The following is a 25,366-nucleotide window of genomic DNA, read 5'->3' as shown; positions in this document are numbered from 1 at the left end:
CTACCTTCGGGCTAGTTCTTGCAGGAACTTGATGGTGTCTTCGAGGCCGAGGGCCAGACCCACCATGGCGTTGAACCGGCGGGTGAACCGGTCCACTTCACGGGGTTTGTCACTGGTCGACACGGCTCCCCAGGCGTTGTCGGTCTGCACACGGGCGGGCAGCCCTCCCAGACCGAGGATGGCGAAGTCGTTCGTGGCGCGGTACCCCCGCTTGAAGGGAAGCACCTGGACCGAGATGTGCTCCTCCTTCGCCAACTCGATAATCTCTTCGTACTGCTCACGCATCACGTCCTCGTCGCCCACCGGGGTTCTCAGCGCTGCCTCGCCGAGGACGATGCGGATGCGGACAGAACCTGCCCGCTCCAGGACCCGCCGCTTCCGCTCAATACGCAACTCCACATTGCGGTGGATGAACTCGCTGGTGTTGTCCTCGATGGGACGCTGTACCTCGAAGAGTGCTCGCGCGTAAGCCTCGGTCTGGAGCAGCCCGTGGATCACCGTGGGGTGGTAGGCACTGATCACCGAGGCCTCGGCTTCAAGGCCCACGTAGTGCGGCATCCCCGCTGGCATGAAGGTCCGGTACTGAGTGATCCACTCATCGCCCGTACCCTCCCGGTTCAGCTCGACCAGCTGCTCGATCAGTGTCTCATCCGTGACGCCGTAGCGCTTCAGGAGTGCGCGTAGATCCCCGGGGTTCCGGCGGAAGTTGAGCTCGCCGTGCTCGATCCTGGCGAGCGACGGTTCCGAGAGGGCCTTGAGGCCCTTGACCGCCGACCTGCGCGTCATGCCGCGCACCCGGCCCTCTTCGACGGGCGGGCAGTTCTCACGCAACTGCCTCAACTGGATGCCCAGCTCCAGCCGTTGCCCGGTCGCCCCACGTTTCGCTGCCATCTGCGCACTGCCCCCATGTCCTGTGTGTGCCGTTCGCCAACCCGTGCACAGTGGCACAGTCACTGCGCACCGTCCACTCGTCCGTGGGCAGGCCTCCGCATAGTCCGTTTCGCTGCTCTCAGAAATTTCTGGAGCGATCCGCTTGCACCATGGAGAGCCTACGCGGCACGGTAGACGAGCCACCGAGAACCGCGGGCTTCAGGCTTCTGACCTGTTCGAATCCGAGCCTGCACCGTTCTGCACGGCGACCCGCACCAGCCCCCGTACCGGCAGCCGGGATAGGAAAAACGCGAGCATGCCAATCACCTCCGCATCAGGGCCGAGCCCCGTCTCCGAGTTGCGCGCAGTGCGCGCGCTCTTCGACGTATCCACCGTCGTCGACGAACTGTCGGTGAGCATCAAGTGCTCTGGGAAAAAGCGGAGTTGTGACAACGGGCCGTCCTTCGCCGAGTGGGTGGGGCGCCTCCGCCGGGTCGGGGCGTACCGGCTCAGCTCGTGCGGTTTGTCTTTTCTTGTGGACGATGCGCAGCTTCTGATCAGTGAGTTGGTGACCAACGGGTTCGAGCACGGCAGCGGCCATCGGATCGTGTTCCGTCTCGTGGTCACCACGGACGTGGTCGTGATCGAGGTGGACGACGGCTCGCCGAACCGGCCCGAGGTTCGTACGGCCGGCGACCTTGAGGAGAGCGGCCGCGGCATGCTGCTGGTCAGCGCGCTCGCCGACTCCTGGGGGATCAGCCCCGACGGGACGCGGACGTGGTGCACCCTCGCGGTTCCGGCTCCGGCTCCGACGCGGCCACGTTCCCGCGCCTGTCTCGAACGGACGCCCAAGCCGCCGTAGCCACTCCAGCCCCGCTCCGGCGGTCCGCCAGCAGACGTCACTGACCGACCACGAACGAACAGGAACCCAGCACCATGAAGCCCGCGGTCCCCGCGCCCACTGCTTTACCCGCCACCGAGCCCGACGCCACGCCCGCCGTGGACACCGAGACCACCGGCGCCCCTCAACTCGCCCGCGCGAACGCGTTGTTCGCGGCCGGTCAGGTCAGCGCCCGGGCCCTGTACGCCCACCACCTCGCGTTCCTCCGCGAGAAAGCCGGCCTCTCCCTCCAGGGACTGGCCGACCAGTGCCACTACGAGCAGTCCTACCTCCACCGCCTGGAAACCGGCGGCCGCCTCGGCACCCTCACCGTCGCCCAAGCCCTCGACCGCTACTACGGCACCGGCACCCTCCTCGCCACCCTCTGGCGCCTGGCCAAACGCGAAGCCAAACACGCCGCAAACGGACTCACCGCCCTCGAAGCCGCCGCGACGAGCATCCAGGAATACGCCCTCACCACCATCCCGGCTCTGCTCCAGACGCCCGCCTACGCCGAAGAGCAGTTCGCCACCACCAGCCCGCAGTCGGCGGAGGCCCTGACCGCGCAGATCGAGGCGCTCCGTGAACGCCAAGCCCGCCTCACCGAGCCCACACCGCATCCGGTCCGCTACCGCGCTGTCCTCGACGAGTTGGTCCTCCACCGCGCCGCCCGCAACCCCGCCACCTGGGACGGCCAACTCGACCACCTCATCACCACCGCCCACCACCCCAACATCACCCTCCAACTCCTCCCCCTCCACGCCGGCCCCCACGACCTACGCGGCCCCCTCCACCTCCTCACCTTCCGCGCCCGCAACCCCCTCGCCTACGCACACGGCACCCTCACCGACCACACCACCGACGACCCCGACGACATCGAGGAACTCACCCGCCAGTACGACCAACTCCGCGACCTCGCCCTCACCCCCGCCCAGACCATCGAACACCTCCACACCCTCCGCACCGCCCACGCCGGCACCACCTGATGGGAGCCGCCGGGGATTGCCGTTCCCCCCACATGGCCCGGTTCGGGAGATTGACATGTTCATAGCCAATCGCGATCCTGTGGAAATGTGGGCGCCCGGCTGTTGACCTCTGTGCGGACGCGGTGGAGGAACGGGGAGCCCGCACGGTCGGAGCGCCCCGCCCCCCTCCACGCGACTTCGACCGGGCGTCGTCCCCGGGCGGCGCCCCTCCGCCGCCGGGAGCCGGCGTCCACGCGGAGGCCCGACCCTGGAACGGGACGATGAAACTGCTGCGAAGTCTCCACAGCGGGCTGGCGTTCGCCCTGTGCGGTGCGCTGGCCACGGTGCTGTCGCTGTTGTCCCCCGCACCCGCGCACGCCGCCCAGACCACCATCCACAACGCCGACCCGAGCGTCATCCGGGTCGGCAGCACCTACATCTCCGCGGAGTCCTCCGGCGGCGGCATCGCGGTGCGCGAGGCGTCCTCCCCGGACGCCCTCGGCGCGGCGACCTCCCACAAGGTCTGGTCCGACACCGCGGGCCGCGGCGAGGTCTGGGCGCCGGAGATCGTGGTGGACAGCGGCCGCTACTACATCTACTTCACGTCCGGCACCGGGGCGGCCCACCGGATGTACGTGATCAGCTCCGCCACCGCCGACAGCGGCTACGGCACCGAGACCGAACTCGCCCTGCCCGACGACAAGTGGGCCATCGACGGCAACATGTTCACCTTCAACGGGCAGCGCTGGTTCGTCTGGTCCGGCTGGGCGGGCGACACCAACGTCGAGCAGAACCTCTACATCGTGAAGATGAGCAGCCCGACCACGCCCACCGGCGCGCGCTACATCATCTCCCAGCCGCGCGAGAGCTGGGAGCGGGTGGTCGGCAACCCGTACATCAACGAGGCGCCCGCGGCCATCAAGGACCCCAACGGCCAGCTGCACATCGTCTACTCCGCCAACGGCAGCTGGAGCGACCAGTACTGCATGGCCGACCTGCGGCTGCGGGCCGGCGGCGACCCGACGTACGTCTGGGACTGGTACAAGTCCAACGGCTGCCTCTTCGGCTCCCACGCGGCCACCATGATGTCCGGCTGGGACCCGACGCTCTACGTGGACGGGCCCGGCAGCCACAGCTTCGTGCTGCTCAACGGCGACATCGGCACCAGCCCGCCGGCCGGCCCGAAGTTCCCGCTGATGTTCACCGCGGTCCCCAAGGGCACCGCCTACTCCTGGTCCAACCGCTACTGGTTCAGCGGTTCCTTCTGCTGGTGGGGCAACACCACCTACACCCGGGCCAACGTCCCCGGGGCGACCAGCGACACCGGCTTCAGCCTGAAGTTCTTCGAGTAGCCGCACCGCCGTACGACCCGGCCGCCGTACGACCCCGCCGCCGGTGCGGCCCCGACTCGGGCCGCCCGGCGACGGGTTGCGTCTCCAGGCCGCGCGCGTCCGCGATCACCGCACCTGCACGGTCACCGCACGTGCACGGTCACCGTGACGGTCTTGAGCACCGCCGGCAGCTTTGCCGTGTCGACCTTGAGGATCTCGCCGTTGTCGGTCGCGCCGGTGGACGGGATCGTCTTCTGGTGCACGGTCCACTTGCCATCGGCGTCGACGGAGATGGTGTCGATGCCGAAGTCGTCGTCGTTGGACAGGTAGAGCGTCCGGCCCCCGTCCGTGGTGGCCACGCCCTCGACCTTGTCGTGCGCGAAGAAGGCGCCGGTCGGGTCGAGTTGGCTGACCAGGGTGCCGACGTTCAGGTAGAGCTGCTTCTGCGCGACCCGCACGCCCGCGCCGGTCAGCGCGGTGAGCGCGTCGTTCGTGCCGTCCTTGCCGACGAACGCCTCGGGCGACTTGCCGTCGATGGTCAGGCCGCTGACGTCGGTCGCGCCGTTGAGGTCGACCTCGTACAGCTTCTTCTGCGCGAACGGCTCGAAGTCGCCGTCCCGCTCGTCGACCAGGAACTTCGTGCTGGACAGCGCGGTGATCTCGCTGCTGGCGTCGCCGGTGTCGTCCGGGTCGTCCAGCAGGTAGAGATACTGCTTCGTCTGGTACGTGTGCAGGTCGACCGTGAGGATGCGGGTCGCCGCGACCTTGCTCGCCTTGGTGCTGCCGAGGTCCGGCTGCTGGAGCGCGGCCTGCATCACGCCGACCAGGGTGGAGCCGTCGGGGGTGATCGTCAGCCCCTCCATGCCCTTGTTCTTCAGGCGGTCGGCGAACTCGGCCGGCAGGTAGCCGAGGATCTTGTGGTACGCGTTGTCCGGGCTGTCCTTGTACGGCGTGAGCCGGCCCAGTTCGTAGCCGTTCGCGTCGAAGTGCGTGAGGTAGGGGCCGTACTCGTCGGAGACCCAGAAGGTGCCGTCGGCCATCGCGACCAGGCCCTCGGAGTCGTAGCCGTACGGGTCGTTCGCGACGGGCTGCGGGGTGCCGCCGGCCGCGTTCGTCGCGTCGACGTCGTCGATGACCTCATTGGTGTCGTGCGGCGGGCGGCCGCTGTAGGCGACGCCGCCCAGGGCCTTCGGACCCTTCAGGGTGACCTTCCTGACCAGCTCCGCCTTGCCGTCCACGAGCTTGAACTCGCCGATCTGCGGCGTGAAGTCGGGCAGCACCTCCGACTTGTTGCCGTCGGGGGCGTCCGCGTTCGGGCCGCGGTCGGTCAGGCCGTAGAAGTAGCCGGACCTGCCGGGCACCGGCGCCAGCGAGGAGCCGTAGCCCTCACCGGAGATCTTCGTGGTGGTGCCGTCGGGGCCCGCGACCGTCGCCAGCGGCGCGAGCGCCTTGCCGTTCGCCTGCGTGTCCTTGAACAGCTGCACCGCGTCGCTCGCGGTGTACGTGAAGGTGTCCGTTCCGGTGAAGCCGGCCTTCGGGGTGTACGTGAAGGAGCCGTCCGCGTTCACCGTCGCGGTGCCGTGCGACGGGTCGGTGTGGCGGACGACCGCGGTCGCACCGGAGTCGTTCCGCAGCACGTTGCCGGTCACCGCGCCATGGCCGGAAAACGTGTCCGCGGTCGCGTCGAAGTCGTGCGACGGCGCCGAGAGCCAGCCGTGCGCCTGAGCGGTGAGGGTGCCCGCACCCACCACGGCGGCGGTGGCGGCGAGCGCCACGGCAACCCGGGCGCGCCTGCGGGAGAAGGGTCGCGAAGTCATGTGCCGAACCTGTCGGCCCGCGGTGAACTGCCCGTGGACACCTGGTGAACCCTGCGACCGAAAAGATCCGGCCACCGCGGGCCGCCCTGGCCGGGCGTACGCGCCCGCGAACGCCGCGCCCGCGCACCGCCGTTAAGGGTTCGCGGCGGCCGGTCCGCCGACCAGCAGGACGATCTTGCCGCGGACGCCGTTCTCCCCGGCGCGGTGCGCGTCGGCGATCCGCTCCAGCGGGAAGGTCCGCACCGCCGGCGGCGTGAAGCGGCCGGCCTCGACCAACTCCCCGATGCCGTCGAGCGCGTGGAGCGCGCGTCCGCCGTCGCCGCTGCTGAACACCACGCCGTGCTGCCGGGCGCCCGCGAAGTCGGCGACCGTGACCACGTGTTCGGGGCCGCCGGTGAGGGCGACGAGTTCGGCCAGCACCCCGCTGCCGGCCACGTCGAGCGCCAGGTCGACGCCGCCGGGCGCCAGCGCGCGGACCCGTTCGACCAGACCGGCGCCGTACGCGACGGGTTCCGCGCCCAGCGCGCGCAGGCGGTCGTGGCCGGCCGGGCTCGCGGTGCCGATCACGCGCGCGCCGCGCGCCGCCGCGTACTGCACCGCGGCGCTGCCGACGTTGCCGGAGGCGCCGTTGACCAGCAGCGTGTCGCCGCTGCCGACGCCGAGCCGGTCGAGCGCGCGCACCGCCGTCTCGACGGCCGCCGGCAGCGCGGCGGCGCCGGCGAAGTCCAGCGACGGCGGGATCGGCGCGTAGGCGGACAGCACCGCGGACTGCGCCTGCGCGGCGCCGGCGGTGCAGAAGCCGAACACCCGGTCGCCGACGGCCGTGTCGCGCACACCCTCGCCCAACGCGTCGACGACGCCCGCCGCTTCGTAGCCCAGGGTCTGCGGCAGCTCCTGGTCCATCCCGCCCGCGCGCTTCTTCCAGTCGCTCGCGTTGACACCCGCGGCGCGTACCGCGATCCGGACCTCGCCGGGCCCCGGGTGCGGCTCCGGCAGGTCCACCAGCTCCAGGACCTCCGGGCCGCCGAACCGGCTGAAACGGGCCGCCTTCATCATGTGCTCCGATCCCGGCACCGTCCGCACGGCGCCGCTTGACCCGGTGGGCGGGCCACCCACTACATTAGGTGACTACATTGAGTCGCACAAGGAAGACGGGAGCCAGGCCATGCCCAGGACCGGAGCGCGCGGCGGGCCGCAGACCCGCGCGAGGATCGCGGAGGCCGCGGCCGGGCTCTTCCTCGAGCGCGGATACGACAATGTGACGGTCGCCGAGGTGGCCCGCGCGGCCGGCGTCTCCAGCGTGACCGTCTTCAACCACTTCCCGCGCAAGGAGGACCTCTTCCTCGACCGCGGGGAGGAGGCCGCGCGGCTGCTGCGGGCGGCGGTCCGCGACCGCGCCCCGGGGGTGGACGTGCGCACCTCCCTGCGCGACACGGTCGGGCGGCTGGCCGCCGCCCGCCACCCGCTCTCCGGCCTGGACGACCGCTCCATCCCGTTCTTCCGCACGGTCGCGGGCTCGCCCGCGCTGATCGCCCGCGCCCGTGAGATCGCCGCCGGCCTCCAGCGGGACCTCGAGGACGAACTCGACCGGGACCCCGCCTTCGCGGGCGACGCGGCCCTGCTCGCGGCCTTCTTCGTCGCCGGCTACGGCGCCGTCCTCACCCGCGCCGCCCGCCGTCTGACCGCCGGCGAGCCGCCCGCCGAGGTGATCCCCGACCACCGCGCGCACCTCGCCCGGCTCTTCGACGCGCTCGACCACGGCCTCACCCCGCGCGCCTGAGCCGCCGGCGGTACGGGGGCTTCAGCGGCGGTGCAGGGGCTTCAGCGGCGGTGCAGGCGCCAGCGGCGGTTGCGCGGGTCGTCGCGGTAGTAGGGGCCGCCCATCATGAACAGCAGCAGGGCGACGCAGATCGCCATGATCAGCAGCGAGACGCCGATCGTCTCCAGAGCGCGCATGAGGCACCTCCTTCGGGCCTTCGCCTGCCCGGGGGCAGACCCCGGGCCGTACGGGCCCGCCTCTCCACGCTCCCACGGTCCCGGCCCGCCCGCAGATCGCGGCCCGCGGCAGACGCCCGGGTCCCACCGCCCCCGTCCGTAGGCCGCGGGCCCGCGGCTCCCGGCCCCGCGGCTCCCGGCCCCGCGGTCCGGAACGGCGCGTTCCGGACAACCTTCCGGCGCCCTGCGCGGTCGAAACCCACATGCGCAAGCGATTCGCCGCCGTTGCCGCGGCCACGGTCTGCACGGCGCTCGCCGCCTCGACGGGCTGCTCGGGCGGCGGGGGCGGCCGCGCGGCACACCACGCCGGGCCGTACGACCTGGACGGCGACGGCCGGGCCGCCCTCGTCGTGACCAACGCGGCAGCCACCGTCGACGGGCTGCGCGACGGCGGGTACGCCGTGGTGCTGCCCGGCGGTCCCCAGGGGCCCGACACCAAGCGGGCGGGGGTACTGACGCAGAACGGCATCGGCGCCGGACCCGCGGGCCAGGGCGCCTACTTCGGGGCCCACGTCGCCTCGGCCGACCTCGACGGCGACGGGCGCGCCGACCTCGTCGTCCAGGCCGGCTACAGCACCCTGTTCGTGGTGTGGGGCGGCACCGTGCACAGCGGCGGCGCGAAGGACGCCGGGAAGAACGCGCACCCCGGGCGGCTGCACGGCGTGCGCCCGTTCACCGGCGACTTCGACGGCGACGGCCACCCCGACATCGCCTCCGTGGGCAGCCGCCCGGACAGCGAGACGATCTCCTACGGGCCGTTCAGCCGCAGCGGCGCGCCCGCCCGTACCGCGACCGTCCAGCTGCCGGTCGACACAGGCGACCCGGACTCCGACTTCCTGGACGAGGACGTGGTGGCCGTCGGCGACGTCAACGGCGACGGCCGCGACGACCTGATCACCTCCTGGGACGTCCAGTACACCGACATCGCCGACACCCCGCGCGCCACCGTCGTCTGGTACGGCACGCCCACCGGCTTCCGGCCGGGCCCGCGCCTCAAGGACGCCCAGGGCCGGGACGTGTACGGCAGCAGCTACGACGCGCCCTACACGGTCGGCGACTTCGACGGCGACGGCTGCGCCGACATCGCCGTCGGCCTGCCCGACGAACTCGGCCCCGAACAGGAGGAGCCCGGCCCGCCGGAGGGCGGCACCCGGCTCACCGTCTGGTACGGCGGCCGGCACGGCAGCTCCCACCCGCCCCTCACCCTGACCGCCGCCACCCCGGGGCTGCCCGGAACCCCCGCTGCCACGGCCTTCGGCGCCTTCCCCGCGGCCGGGGACGTCGACGGCGACGGGCGCGCCGACCTCGCGTTCCTCGCCGAGGAACAGGGCGGCACGGCCGCCGAACTGCTGGTGCTGCGCGGCGGACCGGACGGCCTGACCACGGCCGCGGCCCAACGCGTCACCGGCCACGACATCTCGGCCACCGCGATGCTCGACACCGACGGCGACGGGCGGGCGGACCTGGCCATCGGCGGCGCGGGCGTGCAGTACCCGGGCGTCACAGTGCTGCGCGGCACCGCCGCCGGACTCGACCTGGCCCACCCGGTCACGGTCAGGGCCGACGCCCTCGGCACCGCGATCCCGCCCGGCGGCAACGGCTTCGGCTCGGCCTTCGGCAAGTGACGCGCCGCCGGTACTCCGCCGCGAGCCCGGCGGTCACGCCTCCGCCAGCCGGTCCGCGAGCCGGTCCAGGAACCGCGCCTGCGCGGTGACGACCACCTCGCGCGCCGCCGCCAGGCCGAACCACGCCACCCGGTCCAGCTCCGGGAACCGCGCGGTGCGGCCCGAGCCGCGCGGCCACTCCATGGTGAACGTGCCCGGCACCACCAGTGCCGGATCGAGGTCGCCCTCCACCGCCCACACCGTCACGTGCTTCCCGCCGGACTGCACCACCTCGCCCAGCGGCAGCGGCGGGCCCGGCGGCGCGGGCAGCCCCAACTCCTCGCGGAACTCCCGCCGCGCCGCGTCCCACGGCGCCTCGCCTTCGCCGTACTCGCCCTTCGGCACCGTCCACGCGCCCGCGTTCCGGCGGGCCCAGAACGGCCCGCCCATGTGGCCGAGCAGCACCTCGGTCCCGGTGCCGGTACGGCGGAAGAGCAGCAGGCCCGCGCTGCGCCGGATCTCGGCCATGGGTCAAGTCTGGCCGGGCCGCCCGGCCGGGGCGGGTACGGACACGCGCGGCCGGCTCATCCGGCGGCCTGCGGGCGGGCCGTGTCCCAGTCGGCCCGCGGCGCCTCCGCGACCTCCATGCCGTACGTCGCCGCGAGGCCGGCCATCGTCTCGTCCAGCGCCGCCAGTTCGCGCAGCGAGCGCAGCAGGGCGTCCGCGCGCGGCCCGGTGGCCAGGTGCAGTTCGGAGCGCAGCTCGCGCAGCAGCGGGTCGACGCGCACCCACACCGCGCCGTCGCCGTTGCCGGCCACGGTCCGGTCGAGCGCCGCCAGCGAACTGGCCATGGTGTCCACCACGGCGCGCACCCGCGTCCGCAGCGGCGGCGAGAGGTCGATGTCGATGTCCGCGGCGGTGGCCAGCGCCTTGGCGTGGCCGGTGGCGGTCGAGGCCAGGCCCAGCAGGTTGTCCGCGGCCCGGCCGCGCCGCCCGACCGGCAGCCGCAGCACCGGGCGGTGCACGGCTTGCAGCTGGTGCATGGCGTTGCTGACGCCCAGCGCGGCGCCGCGCAGCCGGATCGGGGTCTCCGGGTCCGCCCAGCGCTCGCCGACCTGGTGGACCAGGTCCGTCACGGCCGTCAGGTAGACGCGGGCGGACTCGCGCGCCACCCGGCGGGTCGGGGCGGGGAAGATCGCGGACGCGCACAGGGTGGCGACCAGGATGCCCAGGCCGTTGTCCTCGACGCGCTCGGTCAGCAGGTGGTCCAGCTGCCCGGTGGGCGTGCTCAGCGCGTACATCTGCACCAGCGCGGTGACCAGGCCGACCGCCCAGTAGCCGTACTGGCGCTTCATGCCCCAGGTGCCGAGCGTGATGGCGACCACGATGACGGTGAGGGTCCAGTAGATGTGGCCCGGGCCGATCAGGTGGACCAGGGCGACACCGATGACGGCGCCCACCACGGTGCCCGCGATGCGGTGCACCAGCTTGCGCAGCCGCTCGGAGAGGGTGTTGTTGCCGAGCAGGGTGATCATGATGCCGACCAGGCCCCAGTAGAAGCGCGCCGGGTTGACGGCGTCGGCCAGCGGCACGGTGATCGCCACCGCGGCCGCGGCCTGGAGGGGCGCGCGGACGTACGGGACCGCGCGCCGCCAGCCGGGCCCGTTGTAGCCGGCCAGCACGCGGCGGGCGCTGGGCCCGCTGCCGGGCAGGGCGCCGGCCTCGAGGATCACCGTCGGCCGGAAGGACGCCTTGGTGCGGTCGTGCGAGGAGGCGCGGCCCAGGCTGAGCCAGGCGGTCAGCGAGTCGGCCAGCTCGTCCAGCAGCGTGGCGATCCGCCGGGCGAGCAGCTGCTCGTACGACGGGGAGCCGTCGGCGGACGGGAAGGCCGCGTCGGCCTCGGTGCGGATGCGGTCGGCGGCCGGGCGCAGGGCGCCGGTGCGGTTCAGCGGGATGTCCCGGGCGGTGGCCAGGCCCGCGCCGACGGCCTCGCGCAGCGCCGGCGCCATCGTGGTGCCCGCGATCCGGCGGGCGGCGCCGCCGATGCCCTGGAGTGCCAACTCGCAGTCGAACAGGTGCTGGTGGAGGAGTTCGGCGGTGTGCGGGTCGGCCGCGACCTCGGGCTGCGCGAGCTGGGCGTCGATCGTCAGGGTGCGGGTGTTCAGCCGCCGCAGCGCGCGGTCCATCCGCCGCAGCGCCGCCGCCTGGTCGGAGGAGGCGCCGACGGCCGCGACGACCTCGGCGGCCGAGCCGGCCACCCGCCGCGCCTCCACGACGAACGCGCGCTGGGTGCGCAGCAGGTCCTCGTACGGCGTCGGGTAGCACAGCACGATCCGGCCGGCCAGGCAGGCCACCGCGACGACCAGGGCGACCACCAGCAGCCGGCCGCACTGGGCGCGGGTGAGCGGCATGAGAGCGCCCATCAGCAGGCTGACGAAGAGCAGCAGGCCGTAGCGCAGCGCGACCGGGCCGAACTTCAGGCAGGCGAAGACCACGACGAGGGCGGCCGAGACGATCCACACCGCGAGGGTCCGGTGCGGCTGGGTCCAGGTGCTGGCGGTCAGGCCCGCGAGCATCGGCAGGGGCATCGGCAGGATGCCGGCGGCGAGCTTGGTGAGGGTGTTCTCGGCGACGAGGTTGGCGCTGAGCTGGCCGATCATGGCGCCGATCATCATGCCCAGCATCGCCGGCAGGTTCAGCGCGTGGGCCATTCCGTAGCCCACCGCGAGCCCGGCGACCAGGGAGATCAGGGTGCGCCAGGCGCTTTGCAGGTCGGCCAGGCCGGGGTCGGCGGCGAGCACCCAGTCCCACCAGCGGCGCGGGCCGCCGACGCGGCGCGGCATCAGCGCGCGGTGGCGGCGCGGGCGCGGTTCGGGTCCGTCCGGTGGCGGTGCGGCGCCCGGGGCGGGTATCGGGTCCTGCGCCGCCGGCGGGACCTTCTGCTCGGGCTGCTCGGGCTGTTGGGGTTCGTGAACGGACCGCGGTAGGGGGGCGGTGCTCAACTGACCTCCGATTCCAGTGCGTCGAGAACGGTGACGACGGCCTGCCGGGCGGCGGCCACGGCCTGCCCGGGGTCGTCCACGTGCGAGCGGAGCGCGTCGAGCAGCACCACCGCGGTCTTCTCCCGGCTGTGCCGCAGCAGGTCCTGCCCGGCCGTGGTCAGCTGGACCCGGACCACCCGCCGGTCGTCGGTGCTGCGCTGCTTCTCGACGAGCCCGCGCTCGTGCAGCTCGCTCAGCACCGTGGTCACCCGCGGCTGGGTCAGCCCCACCAGCGGCGGCAGGTCGGTGACGCGCAGCGGCTCGTCCTCCAGTGCGGCGAGCACCCCCACCGAGCTGCGGGCCAGACCGAAGTCGCCGATCTCGAAGAGGGTGCGGGACAGCCGCCCGACGCTCGCCAGCAGCCCGTGCAGGGCCTGGAGCATCTGCTCGTCGCCGGGGGTGACGGAAGCGTCGGATGGGTTCATATGGAAATTATATATCCTACGAATACAACCGCTGCCCGTCCCCGAACCCGCGGCGTCCGCCACGCGCTGCGCAAGAGGGCCGGACGTGCCGTCCGCCACACGTACGGCGCACCACTCGTCCCACCGGCCCCCGTACCCACTCCGGGTGCCCGGAGTCCCGGCCCCTATGATCAAGTGGGGGACTGACGTTCGGTCACAAGCGTGATGACCGTTGGCACATCGCAAGCGGCGGAGGGTGACAGACGGTGGGACAGAGGCGGAGATCGAGGAAGAAGCTCACGGCGTACGTCGTGGGCGCGACGCTGGTCGTCGCGGCGGGCGTGTCCACGCCGGTGGCGCTGGCCAGCCAGAACAGCGGCGGCAAGGGGGCGGGCGCCTCGGGTGAGCAGCAGGACTTCGCCTACGCCGCTCACGAGTCCAAGGTGCCGGAGTCGGTGCTGATGGCGGTCGCCTACCAGGAGTCCCAGTGGGACGTCCACCAGGGGCACAACACCAGCGGCGGCTACGGGCCGATGAGCCTGACCGACGTCACCGCGTCGATGCTCGCCGACGGCGGCTCCGGCGCGGCCGGCCGCTCGGACCTGTCGGCGATGGCGGCCGACCCGTCGCTGCACACGCTGACCGCGGCCGCCAAGCTGATCGACGCGCCCGCGGCGGACGTACGGACCGACCGGCGCACCAACATCCGCGCCGCGGCCGCGCTGCTCGCCTCGTACGAGAAGAAGCTCCAGGGCGACACCCCGGCCGACCCGGCGAAGTGGTATGCCGCGGTGGCCCGTTACAGCGGCTCCACCGACCAGGCGGCCGCCTCCGCCTTCGCGGACCGGGTCTTCACCACCATGAAGTCGGGCGCCCACCGCACCACCACCCAGGGCCAGCAGGTCGAGCTGGCGTCCCAGCCGTCGCTGCGCGGCGACACCGGCGGCCTGTCGGCCCTGCACCTGAAGCACACGTCGACCTCGGACAGCGACTGCCCGGCGCAGCTGGACTGCCAGTCGGCGCCCGCGGCCACGGCCAACTACCAGATCGCCAACCGCCCGGCCGACGGGATGAAGATCGACTACATCGTCATCCACGACACCGAGACGTCCTACCAGACCGCGATCGACGGCTTCCAGAACCCAGCGAGCGGCAGCGCGGCCAACTATGTGATGCGCGCCTCCGACGGCGCGGTCACCCAGTCCGTGGCGGACAAGGACATCGCCTTCCACGCGGGCAACTACTGGCTCAACATGCACTCGATCGGCATCGAGCACGAGGGCTACGCCGCCCACGGCGCCACCTGGTACACCCAGGTCCAGTACGAGAACACCGCCGAACTGGTCACGTACCTCGCGGCGAAATACCACATCAAGCTCGACCGCGAGCACATCATCGGCCACGACAACGTGCCCGGCCCGATCGACTCCCTCGTCTCCGGCATGCACTGGGACCCGGGACCGTACTGGGACTGGAACCAGTTCATGGACCTGCTCGGCGCGCCGACCGACGAGGGCACGCACGGCGTGGGCCCGGTCGGCACCGCGGTGACCATCGCCCCGGACTTCGCGTCCAACCAGCAGACGGCCAAGGTCTGCCCGGCCGACGACCCGACCGGCGCGACCACCGCGTGCACCGACCAGACCGCGCCCGCCAACTCCCTGTACGTGCGCACCGCGCCCAGCGCGACCGCGCCCCTGGTGAGCGACCCCTACGTGCACGCCGACGGCGCGGCCGGCACCGACGAGATCAACGACTGGAGCACCACGGTCTCGGCCGGCCAGCAGTTCGTCGTCGCCGATCAGCAGGGTGACTGGACCGCGATCTGGTACGGCGGCCAGAAGGTGTGGTTCGACAACCCCGACGGCGCCAACACCGTCCGCGCCCGCCACGTGAAGATCCTCACCACGTCCGGCGACACCGCCGCCCCGCTCTACGGCGAGGCGTACCCGGACGCGTCCGAGTACCCCGCGGGCCTGTCGGCGGACTCCGCGCCCGCCTTCACGAAGTACGCCTTCCCGGCCGGGCAGGCGTACGTCGCCACGGCCGCGCCGGCCAACCGGGACGACTTCTACCCGGCCAACGGCACCACCCGCCCCACGGAGACCTACATCCAGGGCGCCGGGACCGTCTACACCATCCAGTACAACCACCGGCTCGCCCTGGTCGACTCCTCGACGGTCACCCAGAGCTGACCCACCCCGCACCACCTCCAGGGCCCCCGCGCGCACCCAGCGCCCGGGGGCCCTGCCACGCCCGGGCCTGCCCCGTTTGCGCGCCGGTCACCGGTGGGCCAGGACCGACTTGGCGAGGGGTACCAGCGCCGCCGGCGCGAGCCGCGGCAGCAGCGGAACAACCGACTCCCATGCGCCATCCGCCAGGAGCCCTTCGACGACGACCCGTGCCGTGGAGCTGTCGGGAGCGGTGCCGTCGCCCGCGGCATGGGCGAGCGCGAGGCAGAGCCGGACCGTGCCGTCGCCGGCCGCGTGGTCGACGGCGAGGGCGGCGGGGGCGCCCGCGAGGTACCCCGCCACGGCGCAACGGGCGACCACCTGCCCCTTCCGCGTGACCGCCGCTGCCGCCACGGCCAGGGCCGCGGCGGTGTCGCCCGCCACCGCCTTCAAAACCGCCAACTCCGCGTAGGGGACCTGGTTCGGGGGCTGCGTGCCCCGCAGGGCGTACACGGCGTCCGCGACTCCGGCCGTGCCCTCCTGGTACGGAGGGCAGCCGAGTTGCTCCAGCAGGCCGGCGACGGCTGCCGTGGACGGCCGCCAGAGGCCGATCTCCTTGGTGTGCAGAGCACCGACCGCCTCCGTGAGCGCGTCGCGCAGGTACGCCTTCGGCAGCCGCACGTCGGGGAACGCGAGCAGGAGCGAGGCCAGTTGCGGCAGGGGGACGTACGGGCTTCCGTTGCCGATCCGCCGCCTGAAGAGGGCGACCGCTTCTTCGACGTGGCCCGCTGCTTCCGGGGCGCGCTGGGCAAGGCCGGCCGCGACCGCCGTGAGCGACTGGAGCCGCTGGGGGCGGTTCCTCCTCGCCGCCCTCGCGTCGGAATCCGTGCGTGCCGCCAACTCCACCGCCTCGCCCACCAGTCCGGCGTGCGCCAGGGCCTGGGCGACCTCGCCGAGGAGCACTGGGTCCGGCACCTCGGCCGCGTGCCGGGCGGCCTCCCGCGCGTACCGGCCCGCCGGGCCGTCGTGGCAGCCCTGCGCGCAGCCCAGGGACAGCGCGGCCAGCCGGCGGGACCTGCTCTCGGGCTCGTCCGCGGACGGTAGCAGCCGCTCCGCCCAGCCGAACTCCCCGGTCGCGCCCAGCGCTTGGACCAGCGCCGGCAGCCAACCGCCCCCGGGCGCCGACGGCACCGCGCGCACCGGCGACCGCCGCACCGCCTCCCACACCTGCTCCCGGGCGAGCACCACGTTGCCCTCGCCGAGCAGCCGCTCGGCCCGCCGGAACAGGGCGAGGTGCGGGGAAGCCGACCCGTCGGCCGCCGCCGGGTCGGCTTCGGGCACGCGCGGGGCACCGGGCGGGGGCGGCAGGCCCAACGTAGCCGCAGCGCGTTCCGCGAGGTCGTCGCCGAGCACGCCCGCACGGAACGTCTCACGGTGGGTGTCGATCAAGTCGCCGACACTTTTGGGGTCACGTCGGGCCGAACCGGCGTCGCGTACCGCCTCGGCGATGTGGTTCAGCGTGGTGGAGAGCTCGCGGCGCAAGTGGGCCCGGTCATCGAGAGACAACTCGTCGGGGTCGGCAAGCGCGGCGGACACCGTCGCCATCGCCTGGTTCAGCAGAACTCGCGCCGGCGCCGGGTAGTTCACCCGGGACAGCCCGGAGGCGGCGAGGGCGCGGATGTTCGCCGCGGCCAGCCCGTCCGATGCGTCCAGGTCGGAACAGAGCCGGGTGGCGCTCTCCCGGAAGCGACGACGGCGGGACGGAAACCGGCCGGCGATGGTGGCCCAGATGTCGACGGCCGCGGCCTTCGCCCGGGCACCGCCCATGCTGAGGTCGTCCGCGCGCGCCTCCAAAGCGGCCACCCACCCGCTGTCGCCGGCAACGGGCAGCATGCCCACCGCCGTCATCAGCGTCTCCACGTCGGCCGCACCGGTGGCGATCACGGCTTCCAGCAGCTCGCGCGCTGCCTCCTGCTCGTTGTACGCGTAAAGGTCACGGGCCGCCGCGGCGATTTCCGCGTGGTGGGCCGCGACCTCGACCGGCAGGGGGAAGATCCGCTCAGCACGGGCCATCCACCAGACCGCCTCCTTGGCGATCTGGGCGGCGCCGGTGACCTTCGCGCGGCGGGCCTTCGCAGCGATGCGCGCCAGAGCGGTGGCCGTGGTCAGCGGGTCTGTTCCGGCGCAGGCGAAGGCCCGGGCGCGGTCCACGTCGTCGAGCCGTACGAGGAGGGCCGCCGCCTCGTGCGGTACGTGGCGGGACTTGGCCGACAGGAAAGCGCGTGACGCGGCGAGGCGAGCCGCTGCGCCGAGGCGTTCGGGGCCCGGAACACCCGTCGCGGACTTCCGCGTTTCCGCTTCTAAGGCGTCCAGTTGCGCCACCGCGACCTCCGGACCCGCCACCGCGGCGAACCGTGCCTGGCGGTGAGTGTCGAGGATGTACTCCGTGCGCTGGTCGGTGTCGTCCAGCAGGCGGAGGCAGCCCTCCAGCGCGTAACGGGGAGTCTCCTCCGGCCAGCCGGCGTCGCGCCAGGACGCGTTCCACGCCCGTAGCCGGTCGGCGTAGCGCGTGACGCCTGCCGCGCCGAGCTCGGACCGTACCGAGCACACGATGGCCGGGTGGCTCAGCACGTACGTGTCCGCAGCGAGGTCGTCATGGACGATGCAGCGTCCGGCCGGGCCGCGGAGCAGCCGCTCGATCTGGTCGACGGGTGTCCCGGCCAGCTGCGCCAGGTCCGAGACGCGCAGGCCCCCGCCCGCAACGGCCAATAGCGCTGCGATCGTCGCACCCGGTTCGCTCTCGCGCAGGCGGACAGCCGCCACCTGGCATGCCTCCTCGACCTGTGCCGCCCGCTGTCCTGGGCCGAGTTGGCGTAGACAGGTGCGCAGCCGGAGCGGGTGGTCCGCGGGGATGTCGTCGGGAAGCGAGGTGGTGCGCCGGACAGAGACGATGATCCGCAGGTTGGCGGGGGGAGCTGGAGGAAGCATCGCGGCGATGCTTCCGGTGCTGCGCGCACGGTCGTCGCCGGCCCATGCCGCGTCCTCGTCGAGCCCGTCCACCACCAGTAGAAGCCTCCGGCCCTGCTTGGCGCTCAGGGCGGCGGCCTCCTTGAAGAGGCGGACCCACTCACGTACGGTCCGGGGCTCTTGAGCGAGGACACGGCCCTGGTAGTGATTGAAGAAGGCCCGGAGCTGTCGGGTCATCTCCGCTGTGAACGCTGCCAAGTTGTTGGTTTCCTCGGCTTCGGAGACGACGAAGCTCAGCAGGTCCACCGGGCGCTCGGGCGGTCTGCTCGCGTAGTCGGCCAGCAAAACGGTCTTGCCGACCGGGAGTTCGGCATGCCAGCAGAGATAGGACGGCGCCTCCGGTCCGCTCGCCTGCACAAAGGCGTCCATCGCGGCCCGTTCGTCGTGTCGTCCGAGGTCCCCTCGAACTCGCAGGTGAGATAGGTGCCTTCGGATGAAACGGTGGCTGGGGTCCTGGCAACGCGAGCCGTCGCTCCGGCCCCGGCTCGCGGCGCTGTAACACCGCGCTGCCAATAAGGCAGACATCCACTCGTCCTCGCTGGGCTCCTTGTAGTCGGAGGCACCGTTCTCACCCTCACCGGTGGACTCCCTCAACAACTGCTGGAACCAGGCGTTGTGCAGGCAGCCGAGCACCTCCCGGAACACCTCATCGTCCGCCGGAGCCGCCGTCCCCTTCCACCAGCCCTTCAACGCCCGGTCGCTCACCTCTCCGCCGAGGGTCCTGGAGACGTCGCCCAAGCTCAGCCCTGAGGCTTCGCGCAGTTCCTCCAACATCGCGGCCAACCGCTCGCGCGGATTACGTACGGCACCAGGTATGGCGGCCACCCCCTGCGCGGTGCACGCACGAACTGAACTTCTGCGCGCTGCGGTCCCTCTGAACTGTGCTTATGACGATGTACAGACAGCACTGACATCGACCCGCGCAGCCCGCCTGCTGGATGCTCCCCTCATCGGCCGCGGGTCACCCGGCCTCCGATGAAAGGGAGTTCCGCACCCATGCTGCCCGCCCTGCTGCTCCACGACACCGCCACCGTGGCAGCCGCGATCATCATCAGCCTGCTCGGCGCCGTCGTCCTCGCCACGGTCGTCCTCGCCTCCGTACTGGCCCGCACCCCCAGCCGCCGCCGCGACGCCCGCGCCACCCTCACCATCCTCCTCCGGCACCGCCGTTTGCACTGAAGTCCGGCGTTGTTGCGCGTATCCGCAGTAGCGCCACGTGAGGCTGTCAAGTTGGAAGGCGAGATAACTTGACCGCCTCCCTGTGGCCCTACTTGGAGCCCATCCGAATCAAGTGGCCGTGTGGGTCCACGAGTTGTGATTGACTTGGTGCCGTGGAGAGCGCGGGCCGTCTGCGTCGGTGTCTCCCTTCCCGGTCTCCTGCCGGGCTGGGGGTCGTCGACACGGAAGGAATGCGTCGTGCTCCATGCATTATGTGCCTGGCTGAGGTGTCATCGTGACGAGTTGCTGCTCATCACGATTGCCACCGTCTTCTCTGCCCTGGTGACTTGGGTGGTGGGGGCACTGTTGTAGCTGTGGCGGCCGTTCTTGGCGCATGTACCGCCAAGAACGGCCCCCCGGCTGACCTGTCGGGTTCCGTCCCGCCTCTACGGGGCGGAGCTCGCACAGGGACTCCGTGGTACAGCGGAGCCCACCAAGGGCACCGAAAGCCATCGGTGCCCTATTAGTGTAGGCGGCCGTTCGTGCCTGGTCACGGCTCGTTCCGTGGCTCTCGTCGGCTTCGGAAGAAGGCGAAATCTCTCCCGCGTGGGCGGGAATGGCCCGTTGACAGCCTTCGTGGCGCTACTTGGGTTCGGTCCCGCGTGCGCGGGAATGTCGCCCGTCGCCCCCGAGTTGGGGGCGACGGGCGGATTCGGGAAACCTGCACCTGGGTTGGGCGCGACTGTTAGCGTTCGAGTCGTGCCGCAATGTAACTGCCGACGGCTGTCGGCCTGAGCAGGAAGCGATACGCAGGCGTGCCCGAAGCGCGTGTTGACGGCCCGGTCGAGCAGCGTCTCAGCTGGGACCCGAGGCATCAGCCCTGCATACCTGCTGTTGCCCTGGACGGGACCTCCGCGTCGTACTCGCTGTGCGGCCTGCTCGCCGACGCCGACGAGCTCTGCACGATCAAGGGCACGACGCCGGGCGAAACCGTGGCCGTCATCGAGTACTTGCTCGCGGTGTGTTTCGCCTCGACCACGTGTCCGTCCTCGCCGGAGGAGTGGCGTGACTGGATCGAGCGGAAGCACAGTCTGCACCCCGCGTCGGAGTGGCTGGCCCGGCTACCGGACCGGGAGTGGGACCTGTTCAGCCCCACGGAACCGCTCGGGCAGAACATCAAGCTCGCACCGGACCTGGTGAGGAGCGGCACGGGACCTGCCCAGTTGGTCATCGAGCACGTGGGCGACTACAGCCAGCACTTCGACCACCACCACCTGGAACACAGCGACCCCCTTCCTGTCGCCGACGCCTTCCGCGCGATGCTCACCCAGCATGTGTACGGTCCCTACGGCCGCGCCCGCATCTCGGGCAGTGAACTCGGCCCGACCCTCACCAACTTGGCCGCCGGCCGGCTCCAGGCGAGGATTCGGGTGGTCGCGCTCGGGCAGAGCCTGGGGGAGACCCTTCGGCTGAACCTTCACCCGCCGGAGGGCGAGGTCGGGGCGCTCAACCTGTCCTGGACGAACGGCGCGGTGGAACGCCGCGGCTTCCGGCAGAAGGCCACCCCCCGGATGCCCACCGGCTTCGCCGATCTGCACAGCACGCTCGGCCGTTCCGTGCTGCTGCACCCGAGCCGGGGCAGCGACGGCGGGATCGTCGTCGACCGCGTCGTCATCGGGGCAGGGGAAGTACTGGAGTTGGACCCGCAGCGGCACCTCCAGGACGCGGTCTTCGCGGAGACACTGAACGGCCAGTCGAAGCCCATGTGGCCCTCGCCCACCCGGGCGCAGTGGCGGGACGCCCACGCGCTGTACGGCGCCGTGCAGAAGTCGAGGACAGGGCTGTTCGCCCGGCTCCGCTCCTTGCCGAGGCTGTCCCGTGACCCGGCGGACCGCGGCGCCCCGTACCAGATCTGGGCCGTGGGCATGCTTGCCAACAAGACGCTCCCGGTCGCGTGGACGCAAGGGGCCTACCCGTACGCCCCGGCCATGGCCCGGCACCTGCACCACGCCTCCTACCGCGGATCGAGGATCGCCGAGTACATCGCGTCGAGCCTCAAGCGCGCCGCGGTCGTGGCCTGCGAGACCGTCTACCCGGCCGCACACGCCGCCGACGAGGCACGCCAGTTGGCACGGTTCGACGGGCGCTGGAAGTTCTGGCCGGATGCCGAGCCGTCGTTCCACCACCTGCTGGACGAGGTGATCGACGCCGGGTTCGAGGACGACGACGATCCCGTGTCCGAGCCGCTGATCAACTACGCGGACGCCCTCGTCACCTCGGCCCGTACACATCTCGCCCGTCGGCTCGACTCGCTGCCGCCCAACAACGTCGGCCACCGCGCCCGTGCCCGGGCCGAACAGCGCTTCGAGGTGGACATGGCCAGCGGCAAGGCCCCCGCCGAGATCCGAGGGGAGATCGCCCATGACTGAGGACCGCCCGCTCGCTCCACCCGCCCCGCCCCACGACGCGGCCCCGACCGCGTTCCCGCACGACAGCGCGGCCCTCACCAACTGGCTGACCACCCTGGTCCGCAACCGCGAGTACGGCATCCTCGCCGACCTGCGCCGGGCCAGGACCCCGACCCGCGCCCATATCCGCGCCGGCTGGTACGGCGGCGACGCCCACCGCGAGATCTTCGAACGCGTCGCGTTCCTCTTCGCCGTCTACCACCAGGGCCGCTCCGTACCGTCGTTCGGGCACGGCAGCCTCGGTACCGCAGCCCGACGGATCGGGGACGGCGCCGGCCGTGGCCCGGACAACCCCGGTGCGCAGCGGTTGCTGGACCGGGTGGTCGCCAGCCGCCGCATCCCGTGGCGCCACCTCCAACACGCGGTCATCCGCATGCGGTCATGCGATGTGCCGCCGCCGTCCTGGAGCCAACTCGCGGAGGACCTGATCCTCTGGCACGACCGCAAGGCGCGCATCGCCTACTACTGGGCCGTCGAGTTCCACACTCCGGTACCGCGGAGCCGGACGGCACCAGGCGGCCGAACGACACGGAAGGACACGCCCGCGTGACCGACACCTCCCCCGCCCAGTTCCTCTCGCTGCACCTGCTGGAGACACTCGTCGCAGTCCTCCCCGTAAGGGATGAAAACGGTCAGCCCAAGTCCCTCGTCTACGGCGGGGCCGAGCGCCACATGATCACCAGCCAGGCGCGCCGGCGTGCCGAGCGCGTCCACGCGCGCAACCGCGCCAACGCCGGCGTCGGCGCGCTCGCGGGCCGGAGCATGGGCGTGCGCACCCGGGAGTGGGCCCTGCTGACCGGCCGCGTGCTGGAGAACGAGCACGGGTGGGAACGTGAGGAGGCCGTCGTGACCGCGCGGGCGATCATCGAGGCGAGCGGCCTGAAGTTCGGCGATCCGAAGAAGAGGACGGTCGCGAACCTCACGAAGGTGCTGGTCTTCGCGCCCGCGGACGCCGACGCGAAAATCGCCGCGCACATCGCCGAGCACGCCGACGAACTCCGGCCCTGGCGTGACAGCTACGTCGCGGCGCAGGCGCGTGCGGCCAAACCCGCCCGGCGCGGCGCCAAGCAGCAGGCCGCCCCCGGCGCCAAGCAGCAGACGGACCCGGAGCCCTCGGAACAGGAGGAGCCGCCGGAGACCGCGGCGGGCAAGCTGCCGCCTGTGCCCAAGGCCACCCGCGATGCCGTGCTGCTCGCGCTGGCTCCCCGCGACGCCGTGGACATCGCGCTCTACGGACGGTTCCTCGCCGAGATCGCCGACTCGCCGAACGTGGACGGAGCCGTGCAGAGCAGCCACGCGTTCACCGTCCACGAGTCGGAGCAGATCGACGACTTCTACGCGGCGGCGGACGATGCCAAGCTCGACCGCAAACAGAACGCCCTGAGCTTCCTCGACGCGGCCGACGACGCGGGCGCCGGCATGACGGGGTACCAGTCCCTGATCTCCGGGACGTTCTACCGGCACGCCGTCCTGGACCGGGCCCGACTGCGCACCAACCTGCGGGCGGCCGGCATGACCGCGCCGGAGGCCGAAGAGGCCGCGGCCGACGCCGAGAAGGAGTTCGTGAACGCCTTCGTGGAGGCGTTCCCCGAGGCCAAGAAGAACTCCACGGCCTCCACCGGCTCGCTCCCCGTGCTGGTCCTCGCCTTCGAGGGCGACCGCCCGTACAACTACGCGGCCGCCTTCCAGCGACCGGTCGACGAGTCACCCGAGAGCGCGGGGGGCGAGGGGCCCGCCGGTCCCGCGGCGGTCCTGCGGCTGCTGCGCCACCACGACTTCGTGAGCAGGCGGCGTACGGACCTGCGGACCACCCGGTTCCTCACGTACGACCCGCAGATCGACGACCTGTTGACGGCGTCAGAGGCGGCCGCGCGGGGGACCGTCGTGGTCAGGCCCGAGGATCTCACCCCATGACCGAGGAGAACGTCCTGCTCATCCGGCTGGCCGCGCCCTTGCAATCCTGGGGTGTGGCCAGCAGGTTCGCTCTGCGTGACTCGCATCCGCGGCCGACCAAGTCCGGGGTGGTCGGGCTGTGCGCCGCGGCCCTCGGGCTCGAACGCGACGAGCCGCTCGGTGAACTCGCCGCCGTCCGCTTCGGGGTGCGGGCGGACCACCCGGGCACACCGCTGCGCGACTACCACACCGTCGGCGGCGGGAAGTTCCCGCTCCGGCCCCGCGACCTGATCACCGACCACCGCCGGGCCCAGGCGCTCGAGGCGGCCTCGGACGCGGCCGAGGAAGCCGGGCAAGCGGCCCAGGAAGCCGAGCAAGCGGGGGAGGCCGGCGGCGCCGAACCACGGCGGCGGCCGGTCGAGCCCTTCGGGAGCCGGCGGCTGGACAGCTGGTACGGGGCGCCCAAGAAGATCGCCGCCGACCCGCACTCAGGGTCCCTCGTGTCCGGTGAAGTCCGCCGCAACTCCATGATCACCGATCGCTGGTACCTCTCCGACGCGGCCTTCCTCGTCGGCCTCCAGCACCCGGACGCCGGATTCCTCGAAGGGGTGGCCCACGCCCTGGAGCACCCGAAGCGCCTGCTCTGGCTCGGCCGTAAGTCCTGCCCGCCCTCGGGCCAGTTGGCGTTGGACGTCAGGCCTGGCACGCTCATCGACGTGTTCCAGGCGTGTGCGCTCCTCCCCGCCCCCGGCGCCGCTCCGACTGCTGCGGCCGACCGCCCCTGGGCGTGGATCGAGAGTGCCCGGCCGCTGCCGGGCGTCGCGCCGATCCAGGACCAGCCTGTGCGGTTCTCGGCCGACGGCCCCACCCACGACCTGCGGTGGGAGACCCGGCGCCGTCTCACCCTCGCCCCGCACGCCAGCGAATGGGACATCATCTGGTGAACACGACACCCGGGGCGCCCGAGGTGCCCGGCACGACCAGGCGTACGGCCAGGTTCGTCGCCAGTCAGACCATGCTCACCCTCGACGCGCGTCACCCCTTCACGGCCAAGTGCCTGGTCGACGCCCAGGACATGCACCGGACCGTCATGAGCGGTTTCCGGGGATGGGCCGACGACGGCAGCGCCGACGCCCGTTCCCAGATGGGCGTCCTGTCGACCTGGACCCTCGACCTGCGCAAGGCCCAACTCCTCCTGGTGGTGCAGGCGGGCCTTCCCGGCGACTGGTCGCGCGTCCCGCGGGCCGCGCTCGTGGAGGAGCCGAGGGCCGTCACCGTCGACCGGACCTTCCGCGCGGGCGAGGAGGTGTCGTTCCGCACCGTCGTCAACCCCGTCCGCAGCCTCCGGTCCGGAGGCGACACATCGGAGCGGACCCGCGGCAAACGCGTCGCGCACAATCGGCCGGAGCACGTGAAGGCATGGTTTGAGCGCCGCCTGCAACCCGCCGGCCAACCGGCCGTCGCGCCCGACGGCGTCGTACGGATCGGTGCGGACGCGGACACCGAACGGCTCGCCCTGCGCATCCTCCCGAAGGTCTCCAGCACGGTGGCCCACAAGGGGCTCCGCATCGCCCGCGCGGAGATCAAGGGGACCTTCGCCGTCACCGACCCGCCGACGTTCGTCGCCGCCCTCACCCAAGGCATCGGCCACGCCCGCGCGTACGGCTGCGGGCTGATCCTCGTGCGCTGACCGCCCCGCGGGCCGGGGCGGTTTTGGGGGTTGTGTGGGGGCGGGGTGAGGG

At 72.3% G+C, this 25,366-nt stretch carries 20 protein-coding genes; 12 read left to right on the top strand and 8 right to left on the bottom strand.

The features are described from left to right. The gene (locus tag AC3ERT_RS27960; RefSeq protein WP_435131503.1) at positions 1 to 891 is read right to left on the bottom strand and encodes a helix-turn-helix domain-containing protein; all 891 of its coding nucleotides are present in this window, start codon (positions 889 to 891) and stop codon (positions 1 to 3) included. Between the two features lie 295 nt (positions 892 to 1,186). Between AC3ERT_RS27960 and AC3ERT_RS27955 the strand changes: the two genes are divergently transcribed. The 3 genes from AC3ERT_RS27955 to AC3ERT_RS27945 all read left to right on the top strand — a co-directional run bounded on the left by AC3ERT_RS27955 (position 1,187) and on the right by AC3ERT_RS27945 (position 4,067). Beyond that, a complete protein-coding gene (locus tag AC3ERT_RS27955; protein ID WP_435131501.1) occupies positions 1,187 to 1,732 on the top strand; it encodes an ATP-binding protein in 546 nt (181 codons plus the stop codon). Positions 1,733 to 1,806: 74 nt separating this feature from the next. Next, entirely contained in the window at positions 1,807 to 2,736 is a 930-nt protein-coding gene (locus AC3ERT_RS27950; protein ID WP_435177480.1) for a helix-turn-helix domain-containing protein, read from the top strand. 260 nt (positions 2,737 to 2,996) lie between these two features. After that, positions 2,997 to 4,067 (top strand): glycoside hydrolase family 43 protein, encoded by a 1,071-nt coding sequence (locus AC3ERT_RS27945; RefSeq protein WP_335981051.1) that lies wholly within the window; start codon positions 2,997 to 2,999, stop codon positions 4,065 to 4,067. Positions 4,068 to 4,189: 122 nt separating this feature from the next. On the opposite strand, the gene AC3ERT_RS27940 is transcribed toward AC3ERT_RS27945, so the two are convergent. Further along, positions 4,190 to 5,863 (bottom strand): esterase-like activity of phytase family protein, encoded by a 1,674-nt coding sequence (locus AC3ERT_RS27940; protein ID WP_435131497.1) that lies wholly within the window; start codon positions 5,861 to 5,863, stop codon positions 4,190 to 4,192. Positions 5,864 to 5,995: 132 nt separating this feature from the next. After that, a complete protein-coding gene (locus AC3ERT_RS27935; RefSeq protein ID WP_435131550.1) occupies positions 5,996 to 6,916 on the bottom strand; it encodes an NADP-dependent oxidoreductase in 921 nt (306 codons plus the stop codon). Positions 6,917 to 7,028: 112 nt separating this feature from the next. Between AC3ERT_RS27935 and AC3ERT_RS27930 the strand changes: the two genes are divergently transcribed. Then, the gene (locus AC3ERT_RS27930) at positions 7,029 to 7,643 is read left to right on the top strand and encodes a TetR/AcrR family transcriptional regulator (RefSeq protein WP_335981049.1); all 615 of its coding nucleotides are present in this window, start codon (positions 7,029 to 7,031) and stop codon (positions 7,641 to 7,643) included. Positions 7,644 to 7,684: 41 nt separating this feature from the next. On the opposite strand, the gene AC3ERT_RS27925 is transcribed toward AC3ERT_RS27930, so the two are convergent. Then, positions 7,685 to 7,819, bottom strand: a complete 135-nt coding sequence (locus AC3ERT_RS27925; RefSeq protein ID WP_335981048.1) for a hypothetical protein — start codon at positions 7,817 to 7,819, stop codon at positions 7,685 to 7,687. A 242-nt stretch (positions 7,820 to 8,061) separates the two neighbouring features. On the opposite strand from AC3ERT_RS27925, the gene AC3ERT_RS27920 reads away from it, so the two are divergent. Continuing rightward, on the top strand, positions 8,062 to 9,483 hold the full coding sequence (locus AC3ERT_RS27920; protein WP_435177478.1) for an FG-GAP repeat domain-containing protein: 1,422 nt from the start codon (positions 8,062 to 8,064) through the stop codon (positions 9,481 to 9,483). Between the two features lie 33 nt (positions 9,484 to 9,516). On the opposite strand, the gene AC3ERT_RS27915 is transcribed toward AC3ERT_RS27920, so the two are convergent. From AC3ERT_RS27915 to AC3ERT_RS27905, 3 genes are read right to left on the bottom strand one after another with little or no spacing between them, the layout of a single operon-like run. Further along, positions 9,517 to 9,990, bottom strand: a complete 474-nt coding sequence (locus AC3ERT_RS27915; RefSeq protein WP_435131493.1) for an NUDIX hydrolase — start codon at positions 9,988 to 9,990, stop codon at positions 9,517 to 9,519. A gap of 56 nt (positions 9,991 to 10,046) precedes the next feature. Next, positions 10,047 to 12,464, bottom strand: coding sequence for an FUSC family protein (locus AC3ERT_RS27910; RefSeq protein ID WP_435177476.1), 2,418 nt, complete (start codon positions 12,462 to 12,464; stop codon positions 10,047 to 10,049). Further along, the gene (locus tag AC3ERT_RS27905; protein WP_335981044.1) at positions 12,461 to 12,928 is read right to left on the bottom strand and encodes a MarR family winged helix-turn-helix transcriptional regulator; all 468 of its coding nucleotides are present in this window, start codon (positions 12,926 to 12,928) and stop codon (positions 12,461 to 12,463) included. Before AC3ERT_RS27905 ends, AC3ERT_RS27910 begins: the two co-directional genes overlap by 4 nt. A 245-nt stretch (positions 12,929 to 13,173) precedes the next feature. Here AC3ERT_RS27905 and AC3ERT_RS27900 point away from each other — a divergent pair, with 245 nt between their 5' ends. Then, positions 13,174 to 15,102 carry an N-acetylmuramoyl-L-alanine amidase gene (locus tag AC3ERT_RS27900; RefSeq protein ID WP_435177474.1) on the top strand — a complete coding sequence of 643 codons (1,929 nt, stop codon included), beginning with the start codon at positions 13,174 to 13,176 and terminating at the stop codon, positions 15,100 to 15,102. A gap of 87 nt (positions 15,103 to 15,189) precedes the next feature. On the opposite strand, the gene AC3ERT_RS27895 is transcribed toward AC3ERT_RS27900, so the two are convergent. Further along, positions 15,190 to 18,930, bottom strand: coding sequence for a hypothetical protein (locus AC3ERT_RS27895; protein ID WP_435177472.1), 3,741 nt, complete (start codon positions 18,928 to 18,930; stop codon positions 15,190 to 15,192). A gap of 171 nt (positions 18,931 to 19,101) precedes the next feature. Between AC3ERT_RS27895 and AC3ERT_RS27890 the strand changes: the two genes are divergently transcribed. From AC3ERT_RS27890 to cas6e, 6 genes are all read left to right on the top strand, one after another. After that, positions 19,102 to 19,284, top strand: a complete 183-nt coding sequence (locus tag AC3ERT_RS27890) for a hypothetical protein (RefSeq protein WP_435177470.1) — start codon at positions 19,102 to 19,104, stop codon at positions 19,282 to 19,284. Between the two features lie 794 nt (positions 19,285 to 20,078). Beyond that, complete coding sequence (locus tag AC3ERT_RS27885) at positions 20,079 to 21,692, top strand: type I-E CRISPR-associated protein Cse1/CasA (RefSeq protein ID WP_435177468.1); 1,614 nt, start codon at positions 20,079 to 20,081, stop codon at positions 21,690 to 21,692. Further along, positions 21,685 to 22,281, top strand: a complete 597-nt coding sequence (casB, locus tag AC3ERT_RS27880; RefSeq protein WP_435177466.1) for a type I-E CRISPR-associated protein Cse2/CasB — start codon at positions 21,685 to 21,687, stop codon at positions 22,279 to 22,281. Before AC3ERT_RS27885 ends, casB begins: the two co-directional genes overlap by 8 nt. Beyond that, positions 22,278 to 23,645: a type I-E CRISPR-associated protein Cas7/Cse4/CasC gene (locus AC3ERT_RS27875; protein WP_435177464.1), complete on the top strand. Its 1,368-nt coding sequence runs from the start codon at positions 22,278 to 22,280 to the stop codon at positions 23,643 to 23,645. Before casB ends, AC3ERT_RS27875 begins: the two co-directional genes overlap by 4 nt. Continuing rightward, positions 23,642 to 24,568 (top strand): type I-E CRISPR-associated protein Cas5/CasD, encoded by a 927-nt coding sequence (cas5e, locus tag AC3ERT_RS27870; protein WP_435177462.1) that lies wholly within the window; start codon positions 23,642 to 23,644, stop codon positions 24,566 to 24,568. Before AC3ERT_RS27875 ends, cas5e begins: the two co-directional genes overlap by 4 nt. After that, positions 24,565 to 25,314, top strand: a complete 750-nt coding sequence (gene cas6e, locus AC3ERT_RS27865) for a type I-E CRISPR-associated protein Cas6/Cse3/CasE (protein WP_435177460.1) — start codon at positions 24,565 to 24,567, stop codon at positions 25,312 to 25,314. The genes cas5e and cas6e overlap by 4 nt, the downstream gene beginning before the upstream one ends. Positions 25,315 to 25,366 lie beyond the last annotated feature (52 nt).

It is taken from the genome of Actinacidiphila sp. bgisy145 (assembly GCF_057708125.1).
The sequence above is the reverse complement of the archived record's forward strand: the minus strand, read 5'-3'. Positions and strand labels throughout refer to the sequence as shown.